The sequence below is a fragment of the Rhodanobacter lindaniclasticus genome, from assembly GCF_004799035.1.
GTDB classification, from domain to species: Bacteria; Pseudomonadota; Gammaproteobacteria; order Xanthomonadales; family Rhodanobacteraceae; genus Rhodanobacter; species Rhodanobacter lindaniclasticus.
Genome location: NZ_MWIO01000035.1, coordinates 41919 through 61410, shown reverse-complemented (window position 1 = coordinate 61410; position 19492 = coordinate 41919). Strand labels below are relative to the sequence as shown.

Annotated in this window: 7 protein-coding genes and 1 tRNA gene; 3 read left to right on the top strand and 5 right to left on the bottom strand. The window is 71.2% G+C overall.

Going from position 1 to position 19492, the window contains the following annotated elements; translation table 11 throughout:
* Nucleotides 1–55: 55 nt before the first annotated feature.
* The 5 genes from B1991_RS13215 to B1991_RS13195 all read right to left on the bottom strand — a co-directional run bounded on the left by B1991_RS13215 (nucleotide 56) and on the right by B1991_RS13195 (nucleotide 10001).
* A tRNA-Val gene (locus B1991_RS13215) sits at nucleotides 56–130 on the bottom strand.
* Nucleotides 131–277: 147 nt separating this feature from the next.
* Nucleotides 278–3997, bottom strand: coding sequence for a diguanylate cyclase domain-containing protein (locus B1991_RS13210; RefSeq protein WP_136259142.1), 3720 nt, complete (start codon nucleotides 3995–3997; stop codon nucleotides 278–280).
* Nucleotides 3998–4173: 176 nt separating this feature from the next.
* Entirely contained in the window at nucleotides 4174–7938 is a 3765-nt protein-coding gene (locus tag B1991_RS13205) for a diguanylate cyclase domain-containing protein (RefSeq protein ID WP_246031166.1), read from the bottom strand.
* A gap of 313 nt (nucleotides 7939–8251) precedes the next feature.
* On the bottom strand, nucleotides 8252–9511 hold the full coding sequence (locus B1991_RS13200; RefSeq protein WP_136259141.1) for an RNA polymerase sigma factor: 1260 nt from the start codon (nucleotides 9509–9511) through the stop codon (nucleotides 8252–8254).
* A 67-nt stretch (nucleotides 9512–9578) separates the two neighbouring features.
* Nucleotides 9579–10001, bottom strand: coding sequence for a YciI family protein (locus tag B1991_RS13195; RefSeq protein WP_136259140.1), 423 nt, complete (start codon nucleotides 9999–10001; stop codon nucleotides 9579–9581).
* 173 nt (nucleotides 10002–10174) lie between these two features.
* Between B1991_RS13195 and recC the strand changes: the two genes are divergently transcribed.
* From recC to recD, 3 genes are read left to right on the top strand one after another with little or no spacing between them, the layout of a single operon-like run.
* Complete coding sequence (gene recC / locus B1991_RS13190; protein WP_246031165.1) at nucleotides 10175–13672, top strand: exodeoxyribonuclease V subunit gamma; 3498 nt, start codon at nucleotides 10175–10177, stop codon at nucleotides 13670–13672.
* The gene (gene recB, locus B1991_RS13185) at nucleotides 13669–17331 is read left to right on the top strand and encodes an exodeoxyribonuclease V subunit beta (protein WP_136259139.1); all 3663 of its coding nucleotides are present in this window, start codon (nucleotides 13669–13671) and stop codon (nucleotides 17329–17331) included. The genes recC and recB overlap by 4 nt, the downstream gene beginning before the upstream one ends.
* Entirely contained in the window at nucleotides 17321–19318 is a 1998-nt protein-coding gene (gene recD, locus B1991_RS13180; protein WP_136259138.1) for an exodeoxyribonuclease V subunit alpha, read from the top strand. The genes recB and recD overlap by 11 nt, the downstream gene beginning before the upstream one ends.
* Nucleotides 19319–19492: the final 174 nt, after the last annotated feature.

Here is a 19492-nt window from a genome sequence, read left to right as displayed (position 1 = left end):
CGTCCGTACAACGAAAAAGGCCACCCCGGAGAGTGGCCTAAGTCGTTGAATTCATTGGTGGGCGATGCAAGGATCGAACTTGCGACACCTGCCGTGTGAAGGCAGTGCTCTACCGCTGAGCTAATCGCCCGCCGAGAACGCGCAATTTTAGGGATACATGCCGGGTCGGTCAACCATCGCGCGAACGCTGCGGCGGTGCCGACGGAGAGATGACCGGCGCCGGGGGATCGATGTCTGGTCCGGGCAGGCGATACGGATCTCGCCCGCCCCGGGAAAATCAGCTCGACGATTCGAGCACGTGGGCGACCAGTGCAGCCAGGAACGTCTCGCGCATGCGGCGGTAGTGCGGGTCTTGCGGGCCTTTCAGCGCGGCTTCGTGCATGGCGTGGTGGCTGGCGCCCAGACTGTCGTCGAGCTGGGCCAGGGGGAAGTATTCGCCCGGGCCACAGCTGCGTCCGCTGTGGGCGGCCCAGAACGCGGGCTCGGCCGGCAGCGCGACGAATTGTTCTTCCCACAGCAGCTCGCTGGCGAGCGCGCCGAGGCTGGTGCGCGGAACCTGCGCCCGCGGAGCGGGGCGATGCGCGCGCAGCCAGCCTTGCAACGCCTCGGCCGGCATCGGCCGGGCCAGTGCGTAGCCCTGGCCAAAATCGGCGCCCAGCAGCGAGGCCGCCTCGATCAGGTCGGGCGTCTCCAGTCCTTCCACCACGACCTCCAGCCGCAGGTCGTTGCCGATGCGGATCAGCTGACGGATGAAACGCAGCGTGTTCAACGGGTCGCGCCGGGCCTGCAGCACGATCGCCTGGTCGATCTTGATGCGGTCGAACGGCCATTGGCGCAGCCGGATCAGCGAGCTGTAGCCGGCACCGAGGTCGTCCTCGACCAGACGCACGCCCAGCGCCTTGAGCGATTGCATGCCCGGCTCGTCCAGCGAGCCGGGGTGTTCGCTGGCCAGCGGCGATTCCAGGATCTCCAGCAGCAGTGCCGCAGGCGGGCAACCGCTGTCGGCGAGGACCGCGGCGGCGGCCGCGCCGTAGCGGGGGTCTTCCAATGCCACGGCCGGCACGTTCACCGATATGTCCAGCGGGTGGCCCGCGCCGCACAGCGATTCGCGACAGGCCGTGGCCAGCGCCAGGCCCTGCCGGAACAGCACGATCAGGTCATCGGCATCCAGCGCGGGCAGGAAGCGACCCGGCGGCAGCAGTTCACCGTCGACGTCATGCAGGCGGGCCAGCGCCTCGAACTCGGTGACCTCGCCGTCGGCCAGCCGGATCAGCGGCTGGTAGTGCATCTGCAGGGCGTCGGTGGCGATCCGCGCGCGCCAGCGCTCGCGCACGAAGAACGGCAGCAGCTCGGCGCCCTGCCGGGGCGGCGACAGCCGCGCCAGCGCCAGGTCCAGCACCGACTTGACCTGCTCGACGAACGCGCGTTGGTCTTCGCTCTGCAGGCCGCCGGCATACGGGCTGTACAGCGACAGCAGCACCACCGGCCTGTCGCGCGACGGGCACAAAGGGATCGCCACGCTGGAAATCACCCCGAGTCGCAGGGCGATGTCGCGCCACCCGGCCATCGCCGGGTCGCTGCCGAAATGCACGCAGCGCTGGATGCTCACCGTGCGCCAGGCACGACCGCTCGGCCCGCCTCCTTCCGCGTGGTCCTCGTCGACGCGGATCGGCGAGGCCTCGCCGGCCACCAGCGCACGCAGGTAGGCCGCGAACGCGTTGCCGGCCACCGCCTCGTAGGTCAGTCGTCCGGAGTCGTCCGGGCGCCCCACCGCGCAGGCGGCAAACTCCTTGTGCGAGGCGAGGATGTCGACCACGCCCTGGATCAGCCCCAGGTAGCCTTCGGCCGACCACGCCAGCGCATTGAGCCTGCCCAGCAAGGCCATGCGCTGGCGCTGCAGCGCCCGCATGCTTTCCAGTTGCCATTGCCGCTCGGTGCCCAGCCGCTGCAGCACCACGTCCAGCGCGCGGCGGTCGGGCGCGCCCAGCACCGTCACCAGGTCGCCGCGCAATTGCTCGATTGCCTCCAGCAGCCAGACCTCCTCCAGCCCGCAGGCGGCGTGGAACAGGCCCGAGCGCGTGGCGCGCCGGCGGTGCTCGGCGAAGTCCAGGTTCGCCCGGGTCAGCTCCTGCAGGTGCGCCAGCATGTGCGACTTGAGCACCTGGTATTCGCCATCGGGCAGCGCGCGCAGCAACGCACCGATGCCCTCGTGTTCGAGCAGGGCCGCGCAGAAACTCTCCACCACCGCCGGCAGGCGCGGCTGCCAGCCGTCGCGGCACGCCAGCAGCAAGGCGGTGGCTCCCTCGCCGTATGGCGTGACGTGCCCCGCCGGATCTTCCGCGGCAAGTGCGCCATCGGGCCGTGCCATCGCCCACCAGCGCGTGCGGCCGCGCTTGCGCGCCTTCACCTGGTACATCGCCTGGTCGGCCAGGCGCAGCAGGTGTTCGCCGCTGGCGTGGCCGTCCCGCGAATACATGGCGATGCCGAGGCTGGCGCCGATCGGCAGCACCTTGCCGTCGATGGTCACCGGCTGCAGCAGGGAGGCGCCGACCCGCTCCAGCAGCTCGTCCAGGTCGCTCTCGTGTTCCAGGTCGTCGAACACCAGCACGAATTCGTCGCCGCCGAAGCGGGCCACGTAGTCGTCACCGCGCAACAGCCGGCGCAAGCGCTCGGCGACCTCGGCCAGGATGCGGTCGCCGACGGCATGGCCGTAGCGGTCGTTGATCGGCTTGAGGTCGTCCAGGTCGAGCAGGCCCACCGCGACGCGCCGCTCCTGCCGGCGCGCGCTGGCCAGCACGGCATCCAGGTGGCGATCCAGCGCGCGGCGATTGGGCAGGTTGGTGAGGTCGTCGTGCGAGGCCAGGTAGGCCTGCCGCTCCTGTTCCTGGCGCAGGGCGTGGCGCTGCGCGTGCTGGCGCAGGGCCAGGCCGGCGGCGTCGGCGATCTCGTCCAGCAGGCGGCACATCTCCTCGTCGAAGGCGTCGGCCTCGGCAGTCACCACCACGAACACCCCGACCGGCGTGCGCGCCACCGGATCGGCGCCATCGACCGCCGCGGCAAACAGCGGCCAGCAGCCCACCGCGCCGGCGTGGTCGCTCAACTCGGGACGCCATGGACTGTCCGGCGCCGCACCCGCGGCCGGCTTGCGCCGGATCACCGGCGCACCCTGCATGAAGGCCAGCGTCGGCGCGTAGACGACCGGCCCCTGCTGCTGCCGCGGCGGCATCGGCAGGGTCTGCATCACCTCGGCGATCGGCCCGACCAGGGCCACGCGGCGGAGCAGGTCCTGGCCCTCCTCGGCGGCGAACACGTCCACCGCCGCGGCGCCGGCGATGTCGGCGAGCGCGCGCGCCAGGGTGGGATAGATCGCCTCCGGGTCGGGCTGTTCGAGCAGGGCGCGCTGGATCGTGCGTTGCGCGTCGCGGTAGCGGCTCATGCGGATGCTGCGCTCCAGCAGCACCTGGTGGTCCCAGAACCGGCTCAGCTCGTCGACCAGGCGCTGAGCCCAGTCGAGCAGTTCCTCGCCCAGCGCGGGACCGCCCTCGCGCGAGTACGAGGCCAGCACCAGCTGGCCGCCATCGCGGGTACGCGACGCGGCCACGATGCAGGCGCCGAAGCCGTGCTTCCGCGCGGCCTCGCGCCAGAACGCGAATTCGCCGGAGGCCACCGGCGTGACCCGGGCGCGCTCCTCGCGCAGCACGATGCCGACCGGGCCGCGGCCGCCGGGCTCGTCCGCGGCGTCGCTCAATTGCAGGGTGGCCGCGTATGCCTGCGCCGGCCCGGCCGCCGCCACCACCTCCACGGCATGCGTGCTGCTTTCGCGGCGGCCGACCCACACCAGCGGCAGCTCCATCGTGGCGGCAAGGATGCGACTGACTTCGAGCAGCGCCCTCCGACGGTCGTGGTCGGGGGCGGCGTGCAGCAGGCTCAAGGTTTCCGCCACGCTCCGGTAGAAGCGTTCGCGCAGTTCGCCTGGCACGGCGGCTCGGTTCGGCATGGATTTCCTCGGCGGCTCCCTGGTCGTCGCGGACTTTCTCGGTGCTTCCCGCTGATCGCCACCAGCGCCGCGAACCGGCGGCACGGCGGCCCTCTGCTACCCCGGTGGAACGTGGGTCAGCCTACCGGAAATCGGGTCGGCGCAGCAGCCGTGCGCCACCCTCGAAACACCCGCATTCAGCGCCCCGGACGGGGCTGGTCGTGGCCCTGGCGCTGCTCCTCGACCAGGGCGCGCTCGACCAGCAGGGCGAACAGCCGGTCGCGGCGGCGGGCGTGGCCGGGATCGAACGGTCCGAGCGCAGCGCCCTCGAGCATCTCGCGATGGGCTGCGTGCAGTGCCGCCGGCACACCCTCCGCCACGCGCAGCCATTCCGCCACGCCGCTGCCGGCGCGCACGTGGCGCTGGCGTGCGTCGGGGACATCGAACAGCCCCGCGAAGCGCTCCTCCCAGCGCAAGGCGCTGGCCAGCGCGCCCAACGCGCAACGCGGCGGCGCACCCGCCCGGGAAGTCCGGGCGATGCCCAGCCAGTCGGGGAGCTCCTCCGGCGGCATCGGATGGGCCAGCGCGTAGCCCTGGCCGAAGTCCGCGCCCAGAATCGAGGCAGCCTCGAGCATGCCGGCCGACTCCAGGCCCTCGATGACCACTTCCAGGCCCAGGTCATGGCTGACCCGGATCAGCTGGCGCAGCACGCGCAAGGTGCCCAGCGGATCGTGCCGGGCCTGGGCGATGAGCGCATGGTCGATCTTGACGCGGTCGAACGGCGACTGGCTCAGCCGCGCCACCAGGTTGCGGCTGAGCGTGCGGTCGTCGTCCAGCGCCTGGGGGTCGATCGACTTCAGCGACTGCACGCCGGTTTCCGCCAGCAGCGCCCAGCAGCCGATGCCGCTGGCGTTCTCGAAAGCCTCGAAGCGCAGCGAGCCGGGCGGACAGCCGCTGGCCTGCAGAATCGTCTCCACCGTGCGCGCGTAGCGGGCATCGCGCAGGGCGGCCACCGGCACGTTGACCGACATGCCCAGCACCAGCCCGCTGCGCGCCAGCGACTGCCGCCGCGCCACCGCCTGGATGATGCCGTCGCGGAACAGCCGCATCAGCCCCGCCGCGCCCAGCGCCGGCATGAAGCTCGCCGGCAGCTGCAGGCCGCCGCTGTCGTCACGCAGCCGCGCCAGGGCCTCGAAGCCGGCGATCTGGTTGTCGGCCAGCCTCACCATCGGCTGGTAATGCATGCGCAGGGCGCCCCCGGCCAGCATGCCGCGCCAGCGCTCGCGCACAAAGGCCGGCAGCAGGGCGGCCAGCTGGCGGCGCGGCGCCATGCGCAGCAGGGCCAGTTCCAGCGCCTGCCGGATCCGCTCGACGAACGCGCGCTGATGTTCGCCGCGCAAGCCGCCGGCATAGCCGCTGTACAAGGCCAGCAGCGCCACCGGCTGCCCCGGCGCCAGGCACAGCGGCACGGCGACCTGCGACACGATGCCGTGGCGCTCGGCGGTGTCGCGCCACGACGCCATCGCCGGATCGGTGCCGTAGTGTGCGCTGCGCTCGACACGGCCGCTTTGCCAGGCACGCCGCAGCGGCTCCTCCCGCTGCATCGCGGCCGGGCCGACCCGCAGCGGCGGCGCCACGCCCTGGTTGGTGATGCGCAGGTACTCGGCCGGCACCGCGCCGGCCACCAGTTCGCTGACCATCTCGCCGGAGGCATCCGGGCGGCCGGCCGCGCAGACGACCAGTTCCTCGTGCGCCGCCAGCACCTGCACGGTGTCTTCCAGCAGGTCCAGGATGTCGTGGGCCGACCAGGCTGCCGCGTGGATCCTGGCCAGGACCGCCTCGCGCCGGCGCTGCAGGTCGCGCATGCTTTCCAGTTGCCACTGCTGGTCCCTGGCAAGGCGTTGCAGCACGATCGCCAGCGCATTGCGCTGCGAGCGCGGGCCGCGTCCCAGGGCGGCGCCCAGGATCAGCCGCAACTGCTCGATCGCCTCGGCCAGCCACGCTTCCTCCAGCCCGCACGCGGCCTGGCAAACACCGGCGCGGATCGCGCCCGCGCGCTGGCCGGCCTCGTCCAGCTCGGGGTAGCACAGGGTTTGCAGATGACGGGCCAGACGTTCCCGGAATGCCTCCAGCGCCGCCGGGGGAAAGTCCGCCAGCAAGCCGGCGATGCCGGCGTGGGCGGCAAGCGCGGCGTGGAAGCGCTGCGCCACCACCGGCAACTGCACCTGCCAGGCGTCGGCGCAAGGACGCATCACTGCCGCCGCCTGCGGGCCGTACGGCTCGGTCAGGCCGACGTCCTCACCGGACGTCTCCCGGCCATCGCCTTCGGTCCGTGCCAGCGCCCACCAGGCAGAGCGTTGCTGCTTGTGCGCCTTGACGTGGTACATCGCCTGATCGGCCAGCCGCAGCAGTTGTTCGCCACTGTCCTGCGCGTGAGTCGGGTACAGCGCCACGCCCAGGCTGACGGTGATGTCGATGCTCTGCCCGCCCACCGGGATGGGCTGCTGCAGCGACTGCCACAGCCGCTCCAGCAGCAGGACCAGGTCGTCCTCGCTGGCCAGGTCCTCCAGCACCAGCACGAACTCGTCGCCGCCCACGCGCGCCACCGAATCCTCCGAGCGCAGTGCGTCGTGCAGCCGGCGTGCCACTTCGACCAGCACGCGATCGCCGACGGCGTGGCCGTAGCGGTCGTTGATCGGTTTGAGATCGTCCAGGTCGAGCATGCCCACCGCCACCAGGTGATGGTGCCGGACCGCCCGCGCCAACGCGCGTTCGAGGTGGTAATCGAGCGCGCGCCGGTTGGGCAGGTCGGTCAGCGCGTCGTGCAGGGCGAGATAGGTCTGCCGCTCCTGTTCGCGCACCAGCGCCTGGCGCTGGGCGTACTGGCGCAGCGCCAGGCCGACGGTGTCGGAGATCTCGTCCAGCAGGCGCCGCAGGTCGGCGTCGAAGGCGTCGATTTCGGTCGCCGCCAGCAACAGCACCGCGTTGGCGTGGTGTTCGATCTCGGTGTCGCCGGGCAGGGCCAGGAAGATCGGCCAGCAACCGATCGCGGCCACCTCCCCCAGTGACTCGCCACGCCATACCGGTGACACGTCGGGCCACGCCGAAGGCTGCAGCCGCACCACCGGCTCGCCGTCCATCCAGGCCTGGGTGGCCACCGGCATGGGCGGTTCGTCGGCATGTTTCGGGGGCTCGGGCAGCGCCGCCAGCAGCTCGACCAGCGGGCCGGCGCCAACCGCGCGGCGCAACACGCCGCCCTCGGGAACGTAGACCATCACTGCGCTGGCGGCGGCGTCTTTGACCAGCGCATTGGCCAGCGTCATGTAGATCGCCGCAGGCTCCGGGTGCGCCAGCAATGCGCGCTGGATCGTGCGGTGGGCGTCGCGGAAGCGACTCAGGCGCAGGCTGCGCTCTAACTGGGCCTGGTCGTCCCAGAAACGGGCCAGTTCGTCGGCGAGACGCTGCGCCCAGTCGAGCAATTCGTCGGTGAGCGGGGGGCCGCCCCGGCGCGAGTACGCGGCCAGTCCGAGCTGGCCGCCGTCGGCCGTGCCGGAGGCGGCCACGATGATCGAGTCCAGCCCGTAGGTGTGGGCCGCGCCATGCCAGTCCGCATCCTCGGGGGCGTCGATCGAGGCCAGTTGCGGGCGACCCTCGCGCAGCGCCGCGCCGACCGGACCGCGGCCGCCCGGTTCGCGCGGATCGTCGCTGACCGGCCACACGCTGGCGTACTCCGCGGCGGGGCCGGCGGCGATGAGGTCGAGCGTGGACTGGCCCAGTTCGCGGCGACCGATCCAGACCAGCGGCAAATCCATCGTGCTGACCAGGGTGGTGGCCACTTCGCGCAGCGCGCGACGACGATCGTAGTCGGCAGCGGGGTGCAGCAAGGTAAGCGTCTCCGCCACGCTCTGGTAGAAGCGTTCGCGAAGTCCGCCATGCTGCCGATCCTGCCCCTCCACTCCCATGCCCGATCCTTTCCGAAATGCCCTGCCTCGACATTCGCCTGCCCGGCCCATGGCCGAAAAGCGGACGGCGACCTGGCGACGCACGCGTCGCCCCGACCCGCAAACCTGCCAAAGACAGGTTTACGGAGGCAGTTGAAGCAAATTCCACGCCAGCCGGCCCATGGCGCGGAAAACCCCTGTCCTGCAGGCCCCACGGCCCGTCCGGCGCCCATCCACGATCCAGCCGCCGGAGAAATCCCATGCCGTTTGGGTCATAACGAGCCAGCCAGCGCCGCAGAGTCCCCCCGGGAGGCCCTGGTCCATCCAGCCCATCCTAGAGGCAGGCGCGCGCCCGCTCGCGCATCATCGCCTGTTCGCGGCGGTTGCGGGTCAAGCTGGCGGCGCGCTCGAACTCCCGGCTCGCCTCCTCGCCCCGCCCCAGCCGCGCCAGCAGGTCACCGCGCACGGCTGGCAGCAGGTGGTAATGGCGCAGGCTCGGCTCGTCGCCCAGCGCATCGACCAGGGCCAGGCCTTCCGCTGCCCCGTCCGCCATGCCCACCGCCACCGCGCGATTGAGCTCCACCACCGGCGAAGGCGTGACCCGGGCCAGCACGGCGTACAGCGCGGCGATCCGCGACCAGTCGGTCTCCGCCGCGGTGGCGGCGCGCGCATGGCAGGCCGCCACCGCCGCCTGCAGGGCGTACGGACCCAATTCGCCGCCCAGCCGGCGCGCCTGTTCCAGCGCGGCCAGGCCGCGCCCGATCAGCAGGCGATCCCACAGCGCGCGATCCTGGTCGAGCAGCAGGACAGGCTCGCCGTGCGCATCGGTGCGCGAACGCGCGCGCGAGGCCTGGATCTCCATCAGCGCCACCAGCCCATGCACCTCCGGTTCGCGCGGCATCAACCCGGCCAGCACGCGGCCCAGGCGCAGCGCGTCCTCGCACAGGCCCGGGCGCATCCAGTCGTCGCCAGCGGTGGCCGCATAGCCCTCGTTGAAGATCAGGTAGATCACCCCGAGCACGGCGGCCAGCCGCTCAGCCAGCTCGTCGCCGCGCGGCACTTCGTAGGCCACGTCCGATTTCGCCAGGCTGCGCTTGGCCCTCACGATGCGCTGGGCAATCGTTGCCTCCGGCACCAGGAACGCGCGCGCGATCTCGTCCGTGCCCAGCCCGCCGAGCAGGCGCAGGGTCAGCGCCACGCGCGCTTCCATCGACAGCAGCGGGTGGCAGGCGGTGAAGATCAGCCGCAGCAGGTCGTCGCCGAACGGATCGTCCAGCGTGCGTTCGGCGACGGCCTCGGCGGATTCGTGCTGGCGGTCCCATTCGTGCACGAGTTGCTCGTGCTTGCGCTCGACCAGCTTGTGCCGGCGCAGGCGATCGATGGCGCGATGCTTGGCGGTGGTCATCAGCCAGGCGCCGGGGTTGTCCGGCACGCCGGTCTGCGGCCACTGCTCCAGTGCGGTCACCAGCGCATCCTGCGCCAGCTCCTCGGCCAGCCCGACATCGCGCAGCATGCGCGCGAGGCCGGCGATCAGGCGGGCCGATTCGATGCGCCAGACGGCGTCGATGGCGCGATGGGTGTCGGTCATGCTCATGACCGCCGATCACAGCACCGGCGTGCGGCGGGCGCAAGCGCCATTGGTTGGGGTGGCGCAGCTCGCGCTACTCGCGGTCGAGGTGCGCGCGCAGGCGTGCTTCCTGTTCGCGCAGCTCGGGAGTGAACGCCTCGCCGAAATCCTCCGCCTCGAACACCGGGCGGATCTCGATCACCGACTCGCCCTCCATCGGATTGGGGCAACGCCGCACCCAGGCGATCGCCTCGTCGAGCGACTTCACCTGCCACAGCCAGAAGCCGGCGACCAGCTCCTTCGTTTCGGCGAACGGCCCGTCGATCACATGGCGCTGCTTGCCGGAGAACGTCACCCGCGCGCCACGCGCGCTGGGCGTCAGCCCTTCGCCGGCCAGCATCACGCCAGCCTTGACCAGCTCCTCGTTGAACTTGCCCATCGCGGCCAGCAGCTCCTGGCTGGGCATCACGCCGGCTTCCGATTCGGCCGTGGCCTTGACCATCACCATGCATCGCATCGTCGTGTCTCCCATGGGGCCGGATCAGCATGTGCCGGCTTCACTTCACCGACGAACCAGCGCGCCCTGGATCGACACCGCCCACCCGTCGCAGGCGGCGAGATCCGGACGGGCGACAATGCCGCTCCACTTGGAGACAATTGCCGCATGAGCGCACACGAGCCCCGCCCCCGGTGAGCACCGCCACGATCCCTGCCGGGGGTTCGATCGAAGCGGGCCTGATGGTGCTGCACGGCAACCGCCTGGAAGACCTGCGCGATTTGCTCGCCGCCTGGCTGGCGCGCACGCCGCTGCGGCCGCTGGAAGACGAGCTGATGCTGGTGCAGAGCAACGGCATCGCGCAGTGGCTGAAGTTGGCGCTGGCCCGCGCACCGGCGGATGGCGGGCTGGGCATCAGCGCGGCGATCGACGTGCAGTTGCCCGGGCGTTTCCTGTGGACCGCCTATCGTGCGGTGCTGGGCCGCGAAGCGGTGGCCACCACCTCGCCATTCGACAAGTCGCGGCTGACCTGGCGGCTGCTGCGGCTGATTCCGCAGCACGTGGACGACCCCGACTTCGGCCCGTTGCGCGATTACCTGCTGGCCGGGCGCGCCGAAGCCGACGGCCTGCGCCAGTACCAGCTCGCGGCCCAGGTCGCCGACCTGTTCGACCAGTACCAGGTCTATCGCGCGGACTGGCTGGACGACTGGGAACGCGGCGACGACGTGCTGCGCGACGAGTTGCGCGGGCGCCGCACGCCGGTCGACGCCAACCAGCGCTGGCAGCCGCGACTGTGGCGACTGCTGCTGGACGACGTCGGCGCCGACGCGCGCGCGAAACACCGCGCCGAGGTGCACCGGGCCTTCCTGGCAGGCATCCACGAACTGTCCGAACGACCCGCGGCGTTGCCACGGCGGATCGTCGTGTTCGGCATCTCCTCGCTGCCGCAGCAGACGCTGGAAGCACTCACCGCGCTGGCGCGCTTCAGCCAGGTGTTGCTGGTGGTGGCCAATCCGTGCCGGCACTACTGGGCCGACATCATCGAGGACCGCGAACTGCTGCGCGCCGCGCACCGTCGCCAGCACGCCAAGCCCGGCCTGGCGGCGGCACCGCGCTACGAAGACCTGCACCTGCACGCCAACCCGCTGTTGGCGGCCTGGGGCAAACAGGGACGCGACTACATCCGCCTGCTCGACAGCTTCGACGACCCCGCGCGCTACCGCGACCGCTTCAGCGCGATCGGGCGCAGCATCGACCTGTTCCAGGATGTGCCCGGCGACGGCCTGCTGCAGCAGGTACAGCAGGCGGTGCTCGACCTGCAGCCGTTGCCGCCCGATCCGGCCGCGCGCCGAACGTGGCATCCCGGCGACGCCACGCTGCGCATGCACGTGGCGCACAGCCCGCAGCGCGAGGTGGAAATCCTGCACGACCGCTTGCTCGACCTGTTCGAGCAGGCCGAGCGCGTTGGCAGGCCGCTGGCGCCGCGCGACGTGATCGTGATGGTGCCGGACATCCAGACCTACGCGCCGCACATCGAGGCAGTGTTCGGCCGGCTGCCGGCCGGCGACCCGCGCCATCTGCCGTGGAGCGTGGCCGACCAGTCCGCCCGCCGCAGCGCGCCGCTGATCGTGGCGCTGGCACATCTGCTGGCGCTGCCCGAGTCGCGCTTCGCGGTCAGCGACGTACTCGACCTGCTCGACGTGCCGGCACTGCGCCGGCGCTTCGGGCTCGACGACGACGGCCTGCCCACGCTGCGCCGCTGGATCGAGGGCACCGGCGTCCGCTGGGGCCTGGACGGCGCGCAGAAACTCAGCCTCGGGCTGCCCGCGCTGGAACAGAACAGCTGGCGCTTCGGCCTGCGCCGCATGCTGCTGGGCTACGCCGTGGGCGATGGCGAGAGCCTGGACGGCATCGCGCCCTACGCCGAGATCGGCGGGCTCGACGCCGCACAGATCGGGCCGCTGGCCAACCTGCTCGATCAACTGGAGGCAGCGTGGAAACAGCTCGGCACCGCCGCCACGCCGGGCCAGTGGGCCGAACGTCTGCACGCACTGCTGGGCAACTTCTTCGACCACGACGACGCCGAGGATGCCTGGCGCCTCAACCGCCTGCACGACGCACTGGACACCTGGCTGGAAGCCTGCGCCGAGGCCACCTTCGAGCGCCCGATTCCGCTTGCCGTGGTACGCGAACACTGGCTCGCCGCGATCGATGAGAACCGCCTGTCGCAGCGTTTCCTCGGCGGCGCGGTGAGCTTCGGCACCTTGATGCCGATGCGCGCGATTCCCTTCCGGGTGGTGTGCCTGCTGGGCATGAACGACGGCGACTACCCGCGCCGGCAGACGCCGCAGGATTTCGACCTGATGGCGCAGCCCGGCCACGCGCGACCGGGCGACCGCTCGCGCCGCGAAGACGACCGCTACCTGTTCCTGGAGGCGCTGCTGTCCGCGCGCGATGCATTCCACCTCAGCTGGGTCGGCCACAGCGTGCGCGACAACAGCGTGCTGCCGCCGTCGGTGCTCGTCGGCCAGTTGCGCGACTACCTTGCCGCCGGCTGGCATCACGTCGACGAAGCCGCCGACGCACCGCAAGCCGGCCAGCACCTGCTCGACGCGCTGACCACCAGCTACCCGCTGCAACCGTTCAGCCGAAGCTACTTCGAGGCTGGCCACGACCCGCGCGTGTTCACCTACGCCAGGCAATGGCAACAGGTTCATCAGGCACCGTCCGCCGTGGCCGCACCGGCCGCACTGGAGCCGTGGTTGCCGGACGCCGCGCTGAGCCTGGGCCAGTTGCAGCGCTTCCTGGCCCGGCCGGTCGCGTTCTTCTTCAATCAGCGCCTGAAGGTGCACTTCACCGAGAGCAACGACGAAGCGCTCGACGACGAACCGTTCGACCTCGACCCGCTGCAGCGCCACGACGCTACCCGCCGCGTGTTTGCCGCCGCGCTGGAGAGCAACACGGAGCAGTCCGTGGCCTCGGCAGTGCGTCGGCTCGCCGATGAGGGCGTGTTGCCGCCGGGCGGCTTCGGCGCCGAACTGGCGCAAGCCATCGCCATCCAGGCCCGTTCCCTGGCCGAACGCTGGGAGGCGGCATGCACGCGCTGGCAACCGCTGGAGGCAAAGCACGAATTGCGCTACCGCCGCGGCGACCTGCTGCTGGAGGACTGGCTCACCGATCTGCGCCGCGATGCACAGGGCCAGCAGCGCCGGCTGGAACTGGTCCACGGCGAGCTGCTGGACAAGGACGACGTGCTGCGCATGGACAAGCTCACTCACGCGTGGGCCGCCCACCTGCTGGCCAATGCCTGCGGCGTGCCGACCCAGACCCAACTGGTCGCGATCGACGCGCAGCCAGCGTTCGCCGAACTGCCACGCGAACAAGCCTGCGCCTGGCTCGACCAGTTGCTCGACGCGCTGTGCCGAGGCATGCGCGCGCCGCTGCCGCTGGCCCGGCGTACCGCCTTCGCCTGGCTGAAGTCGGAAGGCAGCAAGCGCGAGCCGGCCATCGTCGCCGCCGCGTGTTACGAGGGCAATGCATTCGCCCATGTCCCCGGCGAACGCGACCGCGATCCCTGCCTTGCCCGCGCCTGGCCGACGTTCGCGGCGATGCACGCGGCAGGCTTCGAAGAACTGCTGCAGTTGTATCGGCCGCTGGGCATGTCGCTATTGCCGACGGAGGGCGCCGCATGACCGCGCTCGCCGCCTTGCAGCCGCTCGACGTGCCCTTGCAGGGCGTGCAACTGATCGAAGCCAGCGCCGGCACCGGCAAGACCTGGACCATCGCGGCGCTGTACCTGCGCCTGGTGCTGGGCCACGGCCGCGCCGGCCCGGCACTGCTGCCGCCGCAGATCCTCGTGCTGACCTTCACCAAGGCTGCCACTGCCGAGTTGCGCGAGCGCATCCGCGCGCGCCTGGCCGAGGCTGCCGAAGTGTTCCGCGGCCAGCGCACGCCGGACGATTACCTGACCCGCCTGATGGCGCACTACCCCGCCGGCGACGCCCGCGCGCTGGCTGCACGGCAACTGGAACTTGCCGCGCAATGGATGGACGAGGCAGCGGTGTTCACCATCCACGGCTGGTGCCAGCGCATGCTGGGCCAGCACGCGTTCGACAGCGGCCATCCGCTGGTGCAGGAGGTGAACAGCGACGAAAGCGCGTTGCTGGCCGAGGCGGTGCGCGACTACTGGCGCCAGCATTGCTTCGTGCTCGAACGCGAACACAGCGCGCGGATCAGCGCGTTGTGGGCCAACCCGGCGCAGCTGCAGGCCGCGGTTGCGCCCTTGCTGCGGCAACCGCTGGAGCAACTGCGCGTCGGCGGCGAGCCGCTGCCGCAAATCGACGACCTCGCCAGCATGCTGAGCGGACACTACGCCTCGCTGGCGGACGCGGAGCGCGCCGCGCGGCAAGACTGGAGCGAGCACGCGGGCGCACCGGCAACGATGCTGCGCGAAGCGCTGCAGGCCAAGGCGCTGAACGGCAGGACATACACCGCCGCCAAGCTCGACAGCGACCTCGCCGTCCTGCAAGCCTGGATCGACGGCGCCATCCGCCCCCCGCGCGACGTGATCGAGCGCGCTGCCCAGACCAGGCTTTCGGCATCGACCAACAAGAACGGCAGCACGCCGACGCATCCGTGCTTCGAGGCGATGGATCGCCTGCTCGCGGCGATCGATGCCACCGGCTCGCCGCAGCCGCTGGTTCTCGCCCACGCCGTACCGTGGATCGCCGCGCGCCTGCAGGCAGCCAAACAGCGGCTGGCGCAGATGGGTTACGACGACATGCTCACGCGCCTCGACCAGGCCTTGCACGGCATCAGCGGCGAGCGGCTGGCCAGCACCATCGCCACGCAATACCCGGTCGCGCTGATCGACGAGTTCCAGGACACCGATCCGCTGCAGTGGCGCATTTTCCAGCGCACGCATGCCGGGCGAGCCGACACCGGCCTGCTGCTGATCGGCGACCCGAAGCAGGCGATCTACGGCTTCCGCGGAGCCGACATCCACACCTATCTGCGCGCGCGCCGCCGTGCCCAGTCGCCCACCTGGACACTGGGCACCAACTACCGCTCCACCGCGGCTCTGGTGCGCGCGGTCAATCACCTGTTCGAACATGCCGAGCAGCACCCGCGCGGCGCGTTCGCCTTCGGCAAGGGTGCCGACGCGCTGCCCTTTTTCCCCGTGCGCGCCCATGGCCGCAAGGAAACCCTGCTGCTGGACGGCAAGCCGGTGGCGGCGCTGCAACTGGCGCGCGCAGCCAGCCTCGAACCGATCGGCAAGGGCGCCGGCCAGACCGGGCTGGCCGATCACGCGGCGGCGTGGCTGGTGCATCTGCTCGACGCGGCGCAGCGCGGCCGTTGCGGGTTCGATGATGGCGAACATCCGTTGCGCCCGCTGGTGCCGGGCGACGTCGCCATCCTGGTGCGCAACGGCACGGAAGCGGCCTGCGTGCGCCAGGCTCTGCGCGCGCGCGGACTGGCCAGCGTCTACCTGTCCGATCGCGAATCGGTGTTCGCCTCGGCTGAAGCGGCCGACCTGCTGCTGTGGCTGCGCGCCTGTGCCGAGCCGGGCTCCGATCGCGCGATGCGCGCGGCCCTGGCCACTGCCACGCTGGATCAGGACTACGCCGCGCTGGATCTGCTCAACCGCGACGAAACCTGCTGGGAGGCGATGAGTGAACGCTTCCGCCAGTTGCACGAGCTGTGGTTGAAACATGGCGTGCTGGCGATGCTGCACGAGCTGCTGCATCGCTTCGAGTTGCCCGCGCAACTGCTGCGCCGCGACGACGGCGAGCGCGCGTTGACCAACCTGCTGCACCTGGCCGAGTTGCTGCAGCAGGCTGCTGCCACGCTCGATGGCGAACACGCGCTGTTGCGCCACCTGGCCCACCAGATCACCCAGGCCGGCGAGGCGGGCGCGGAGCCGGCCGACGAGAAGATCGTGCGGCTGGAAAGCGAGGCGGCGCTGATCCAGGTGATCACCATCCACAAATCCAAGGGGCTGGAATATCCGCTGGTGCTGCTGCCCTTCATCTGCTTCGCGCGCGAAACGAAGGCCAGCGACCGCTTCGTGCTGCACCAGCAAGACGGCAGCGCCACGCTAGACCTGGTCGTCTCCGAGACCGACCGTGGACGCGCCGATCGCGAACGGCTGCAGGAAGACCTGCGCCTGTTCTACGTGGCGGTAACCCGCGCCATCCACGCCTGCTGGCTGGGCGTGGCCAACCCCAGGGATGGCCAGAAGAAGGCATCCGGACTGCACAAGTCCGCCTTCGGCTACGTGCTCAATGGCGATGAGCCGATTGCCGAGGGCGAGCTGGCCGCGCAACTGGAAGCGCTTGCCGATGAGCAAGCCGAGGTCCATCTCGTCACCCTCGACGCCGAACCGGCCACCCACCGCTACCAGCCCACCCGCGGCGAAGTGCCCGTGCAGCCCGCGCGCCGCTACCACGGCACGCCGGTCGAACCGTGGTGGATCGCCAGCTACAGCGCCTTGCGCATAGGCCACGAAGACAACTCGCGACCGGCCGCCCCGGAAACGGCGCGGCAGGATGTGCTGGCCGAAGGCCTGGCGGGCGAAGCGGTCGACCCGCCCGCGGCCGGCGCCGCGGTCGGCATCCATGCGTTCCCGCGCGGCGCCGAACCGGGCACGTTCCTGCACGAGTTGCTGGAATGGTGCGCGGAGGCGGGTTTCGCCGCCACCGCCGATTCACCGCAGGTGCTGCAGGCCTTGATTGCACGCCGTTGCCAGCGGCGCGGCTGGGACGAATTCGCGGACACCCTGTCGCAGTGGCTGCCGGACTTCCTGCGCACGCCGCTGGCGCTGCCCGATGGCCAGCGGGTGAGCCTGGCCGACGCCGACGGTCATCGCGCCGAGATGGAGTTCTGGTTCGAAGCCCGCCACGTCCACACGCTGGCGCTGGACCGGCTGGTCAGCGCGCAGACGCTGGCGGCACGCCCGCGCCCCGCTCTGCTCGCCGACCAGCTCAACGGCATGCTCAAGGGCTTCATCGACCTGATCGTCGAGCACGGCGGCCGCTGGTACGTGGTCGACTACAAATCCAACTGGCTCGGCGGCGACGCGCGCGCGTACAGCGCCGAAGCGATGGACGCCTCGGTGCGCCACAGCCGCTACGACCTGCAGTACGCGATCTACACCCTGGCGCTGCATCGCCAGCTGCACGCGCGCCTGCCCGGCTATGACTACGAACGGCACATCGGCGGCGTGCTGTACCTCTACCTGCGTGGCGTGGACGGGCACGGCCACGGCGTGCATCGCGAACGGCTGCCGTTCGCCCTGATCGACGCCATGGATCGCCTGTTCGCCGAAGGGGAATCGCGCGATGCCGCATGAGCGCACCTTGGGGCTGCTGCAACGCGACCAGCAACAGCATCGCCTGCGCCCGCTGGACGTGGCGCTGGCGCGCTTCATCGCCGAACGCGATCCGCACGGCCCGGCAACGCTGCCGTGGCTCGCCGCCGTGCTCAGCCGGCAGCTCGCCGACGGCCATCTGTGCCTCGACCTCACCGCGCTGGAAGCACTGGCCGACGAACAGGACTGGCCCGCACACTGGCGCCAGGCGCAGGCCGCGCTGGGCGACGGTCACGCGTTGCTGGCCTCGCGCCTGGTCGCCGATCGCGACGGCTTGCCGCTGGACGCGCCGCTGGTGCTCGACGGTCCGCGCCTTTACCTGCGCCGCTACTGGAACCACGAGCGCCAGGTGGCCGCCGCGATCCGTCAGCGACTGCAGCCGATCCAGCCGGTGCCCGATGCGCTTGCCGCGGAGCTGGCGCGCCTGTTTCCCGCGACAGCGACCGGCCTGCCCGACTGGCCGAAGATCGCCTGCGCCCTGGCGGCGCGGGGCAGCTTCACCGTGATCACCGGCGGTCCCGGCACCGGCAAGACCACCACCGTGGTGCGCCTGCTCGGCCTGCTGCAGACCCTGCACCTGCGCGACCAGCCGCATCCGTTGCGCATCCGCCTGGCCGCGCCCACCGGCAAGGCGGCCGCACGGTTGAATGCCTCCATCGCCGAGCAACTGGCCCGGCTCGATGTCGACGATGCCACGCGCGACGCCATCCCCGCCCAGGTCGAAACCTTGCATCGCCTGCTCGGCGCCCGGCCGGACACGCGCAGGTTCCGCCATGACCAGGACCACCCGCTGCACCTGGATGTGCTGGTGATCGACGAAGCCTCCATGATCGACCTGGAAATGATGTCCGCCGTGCTTGCCGCGCTGCCGGCCAGTGCGCGGCTGATCCTGCTCGGCGACAAGGACCAGCTTTCGTCGGTGGAAGCGGGTGCGGCGCTGGGCGACTTGTGCCAGCGCGCGGAGGTCGGCCATTACAGCGACGCCACCGCCGAGTGGCTGCGCAGCATCACCGGCGACGACATCCGGCCCTTCGTGCGGGCGGACGCGCGACCACTGGATCAGCACGTCGCGATGCTGCGTTACAGCCATCGCTTCGCCGAAACCAGCGGCATCGGCCAACTGGCGCAGGCGGTCAACGCCGGCGACATCACGCGCATCACGAACCTGCTGGGGACGCCGTGCGCCGATCTGGCCTGGGTTCCCGCCGCCAGCAGCACGGAAGTGGCCGAGCTGGCGATCGACGGCGGCGGCGCGCGCTTCACCGGCGACGGCACGGCCGCGAGCCGCGGCTACCGCCACTATCTCGAACAGCTGCGGCAATGGCGCCCCGACGCCGACGCCGGCCCCGCCGCGCACGACGAGTGGGCGCGCAACGTGCTGCAGGCATTCAATCGCTTCCAGCTGCTGTGCGCGCTGCGCCGCGGGCCGCATGGCGTGGAAGGGCTCAATCAGTTGATCGCCGCCGCACTGCAGGCGCAGGGCCTGATCGAAGCCAGCAGCGGCTGGTACGAGGGCCGCCCGGTCATGGTGACCCGCAACGACTACGCCCTGGGCCTGGCCAACGGCGACGTCGGCATCTGCCTGCGCACGCCCGACGACCACGGTCAGCTGCGCCTGACCGTGGTCTTCCTGGCCAGCGGCGGCGGCGGCTCCGGCACCCGCGTACGCCACGTGGCACCCTCACGGCTGGGCGAGGTCGCCACCACCTACGCGATGACCGTGCACAAATCGCAGGGCTCGGAGTTCGATCATACGGCGCTGGTCCTGCCAGCCGAAACCAGCCCGGTGCTGACCCGCGAGCTGCTCTACACCGGCATCACCCGCGCGCGCCGCTGGTTCAGCCTGCTCGGCAGCGAGGCGATCCTCGCCGACGCGGCGGCACGCCGCACCCGCCGCCATTCCGGCCTGGCCGAGCGACTGGCGGAGGACGTCCACGACCAAAGCAGTCCCGCAGCCCCTGCCACCTGAGCGCAACGCACCGCCACGCAGCCGGCCCAGCCCTTGCCGTCATTCCTGCGAAGGCAGGAATCGCACCGCCCTGCGCATCCAGGCCACCGAACCAGGTGCGATCCCGGCCTTCGCCGGGATGACGGTCGGGATAGTTGCAGGCATGACGACGCGGTGAACCTTGCCCTCAGGACT

Coding starts and splice junctions, on each gene's coding strand:
- B1991_RS13200 (WP_136259141.1), bottom strand. CDS start 9,511: ATGAGCATGACCGACACCCATCGCGCCATCGACGCCGTCTGGCGCATC.
- B1991_RS13205 (WP_246031166.1), bottom strand. CDS start 7,938: ATGGGAGTGGAGGGGCAGGATCGGCAGCATGGCGGACTTCGCGAACGC.
- recB (WP_136259139.1), top strand. CDS start 13,669: ATGACCGCGCTCGCCGCCTTGCAGCCGCTCGACGTGCCCTTGCAGGGC.
- B1991_RS13195 (WP_136259140.1), bottom strand. CDS start 10,001: ATGCGATGCATGGTGATGGTCAAGGCCACGGCCGAATCGGAAGCCGGC.
- B1991_RS13210 (WP_136259142.1), bottom strand. CDS start 3,997: ATGCCGAACCGAGCCGCCGTGCCAGGCGAACTGCGCGAACGCTTCTAC.
- recD (WP_136259138.1), top strand. CDS start 17,321: ATGCCGCATGAGCGCACCTTGGGGCTGCTGCAACGCGACCAGCAACAG.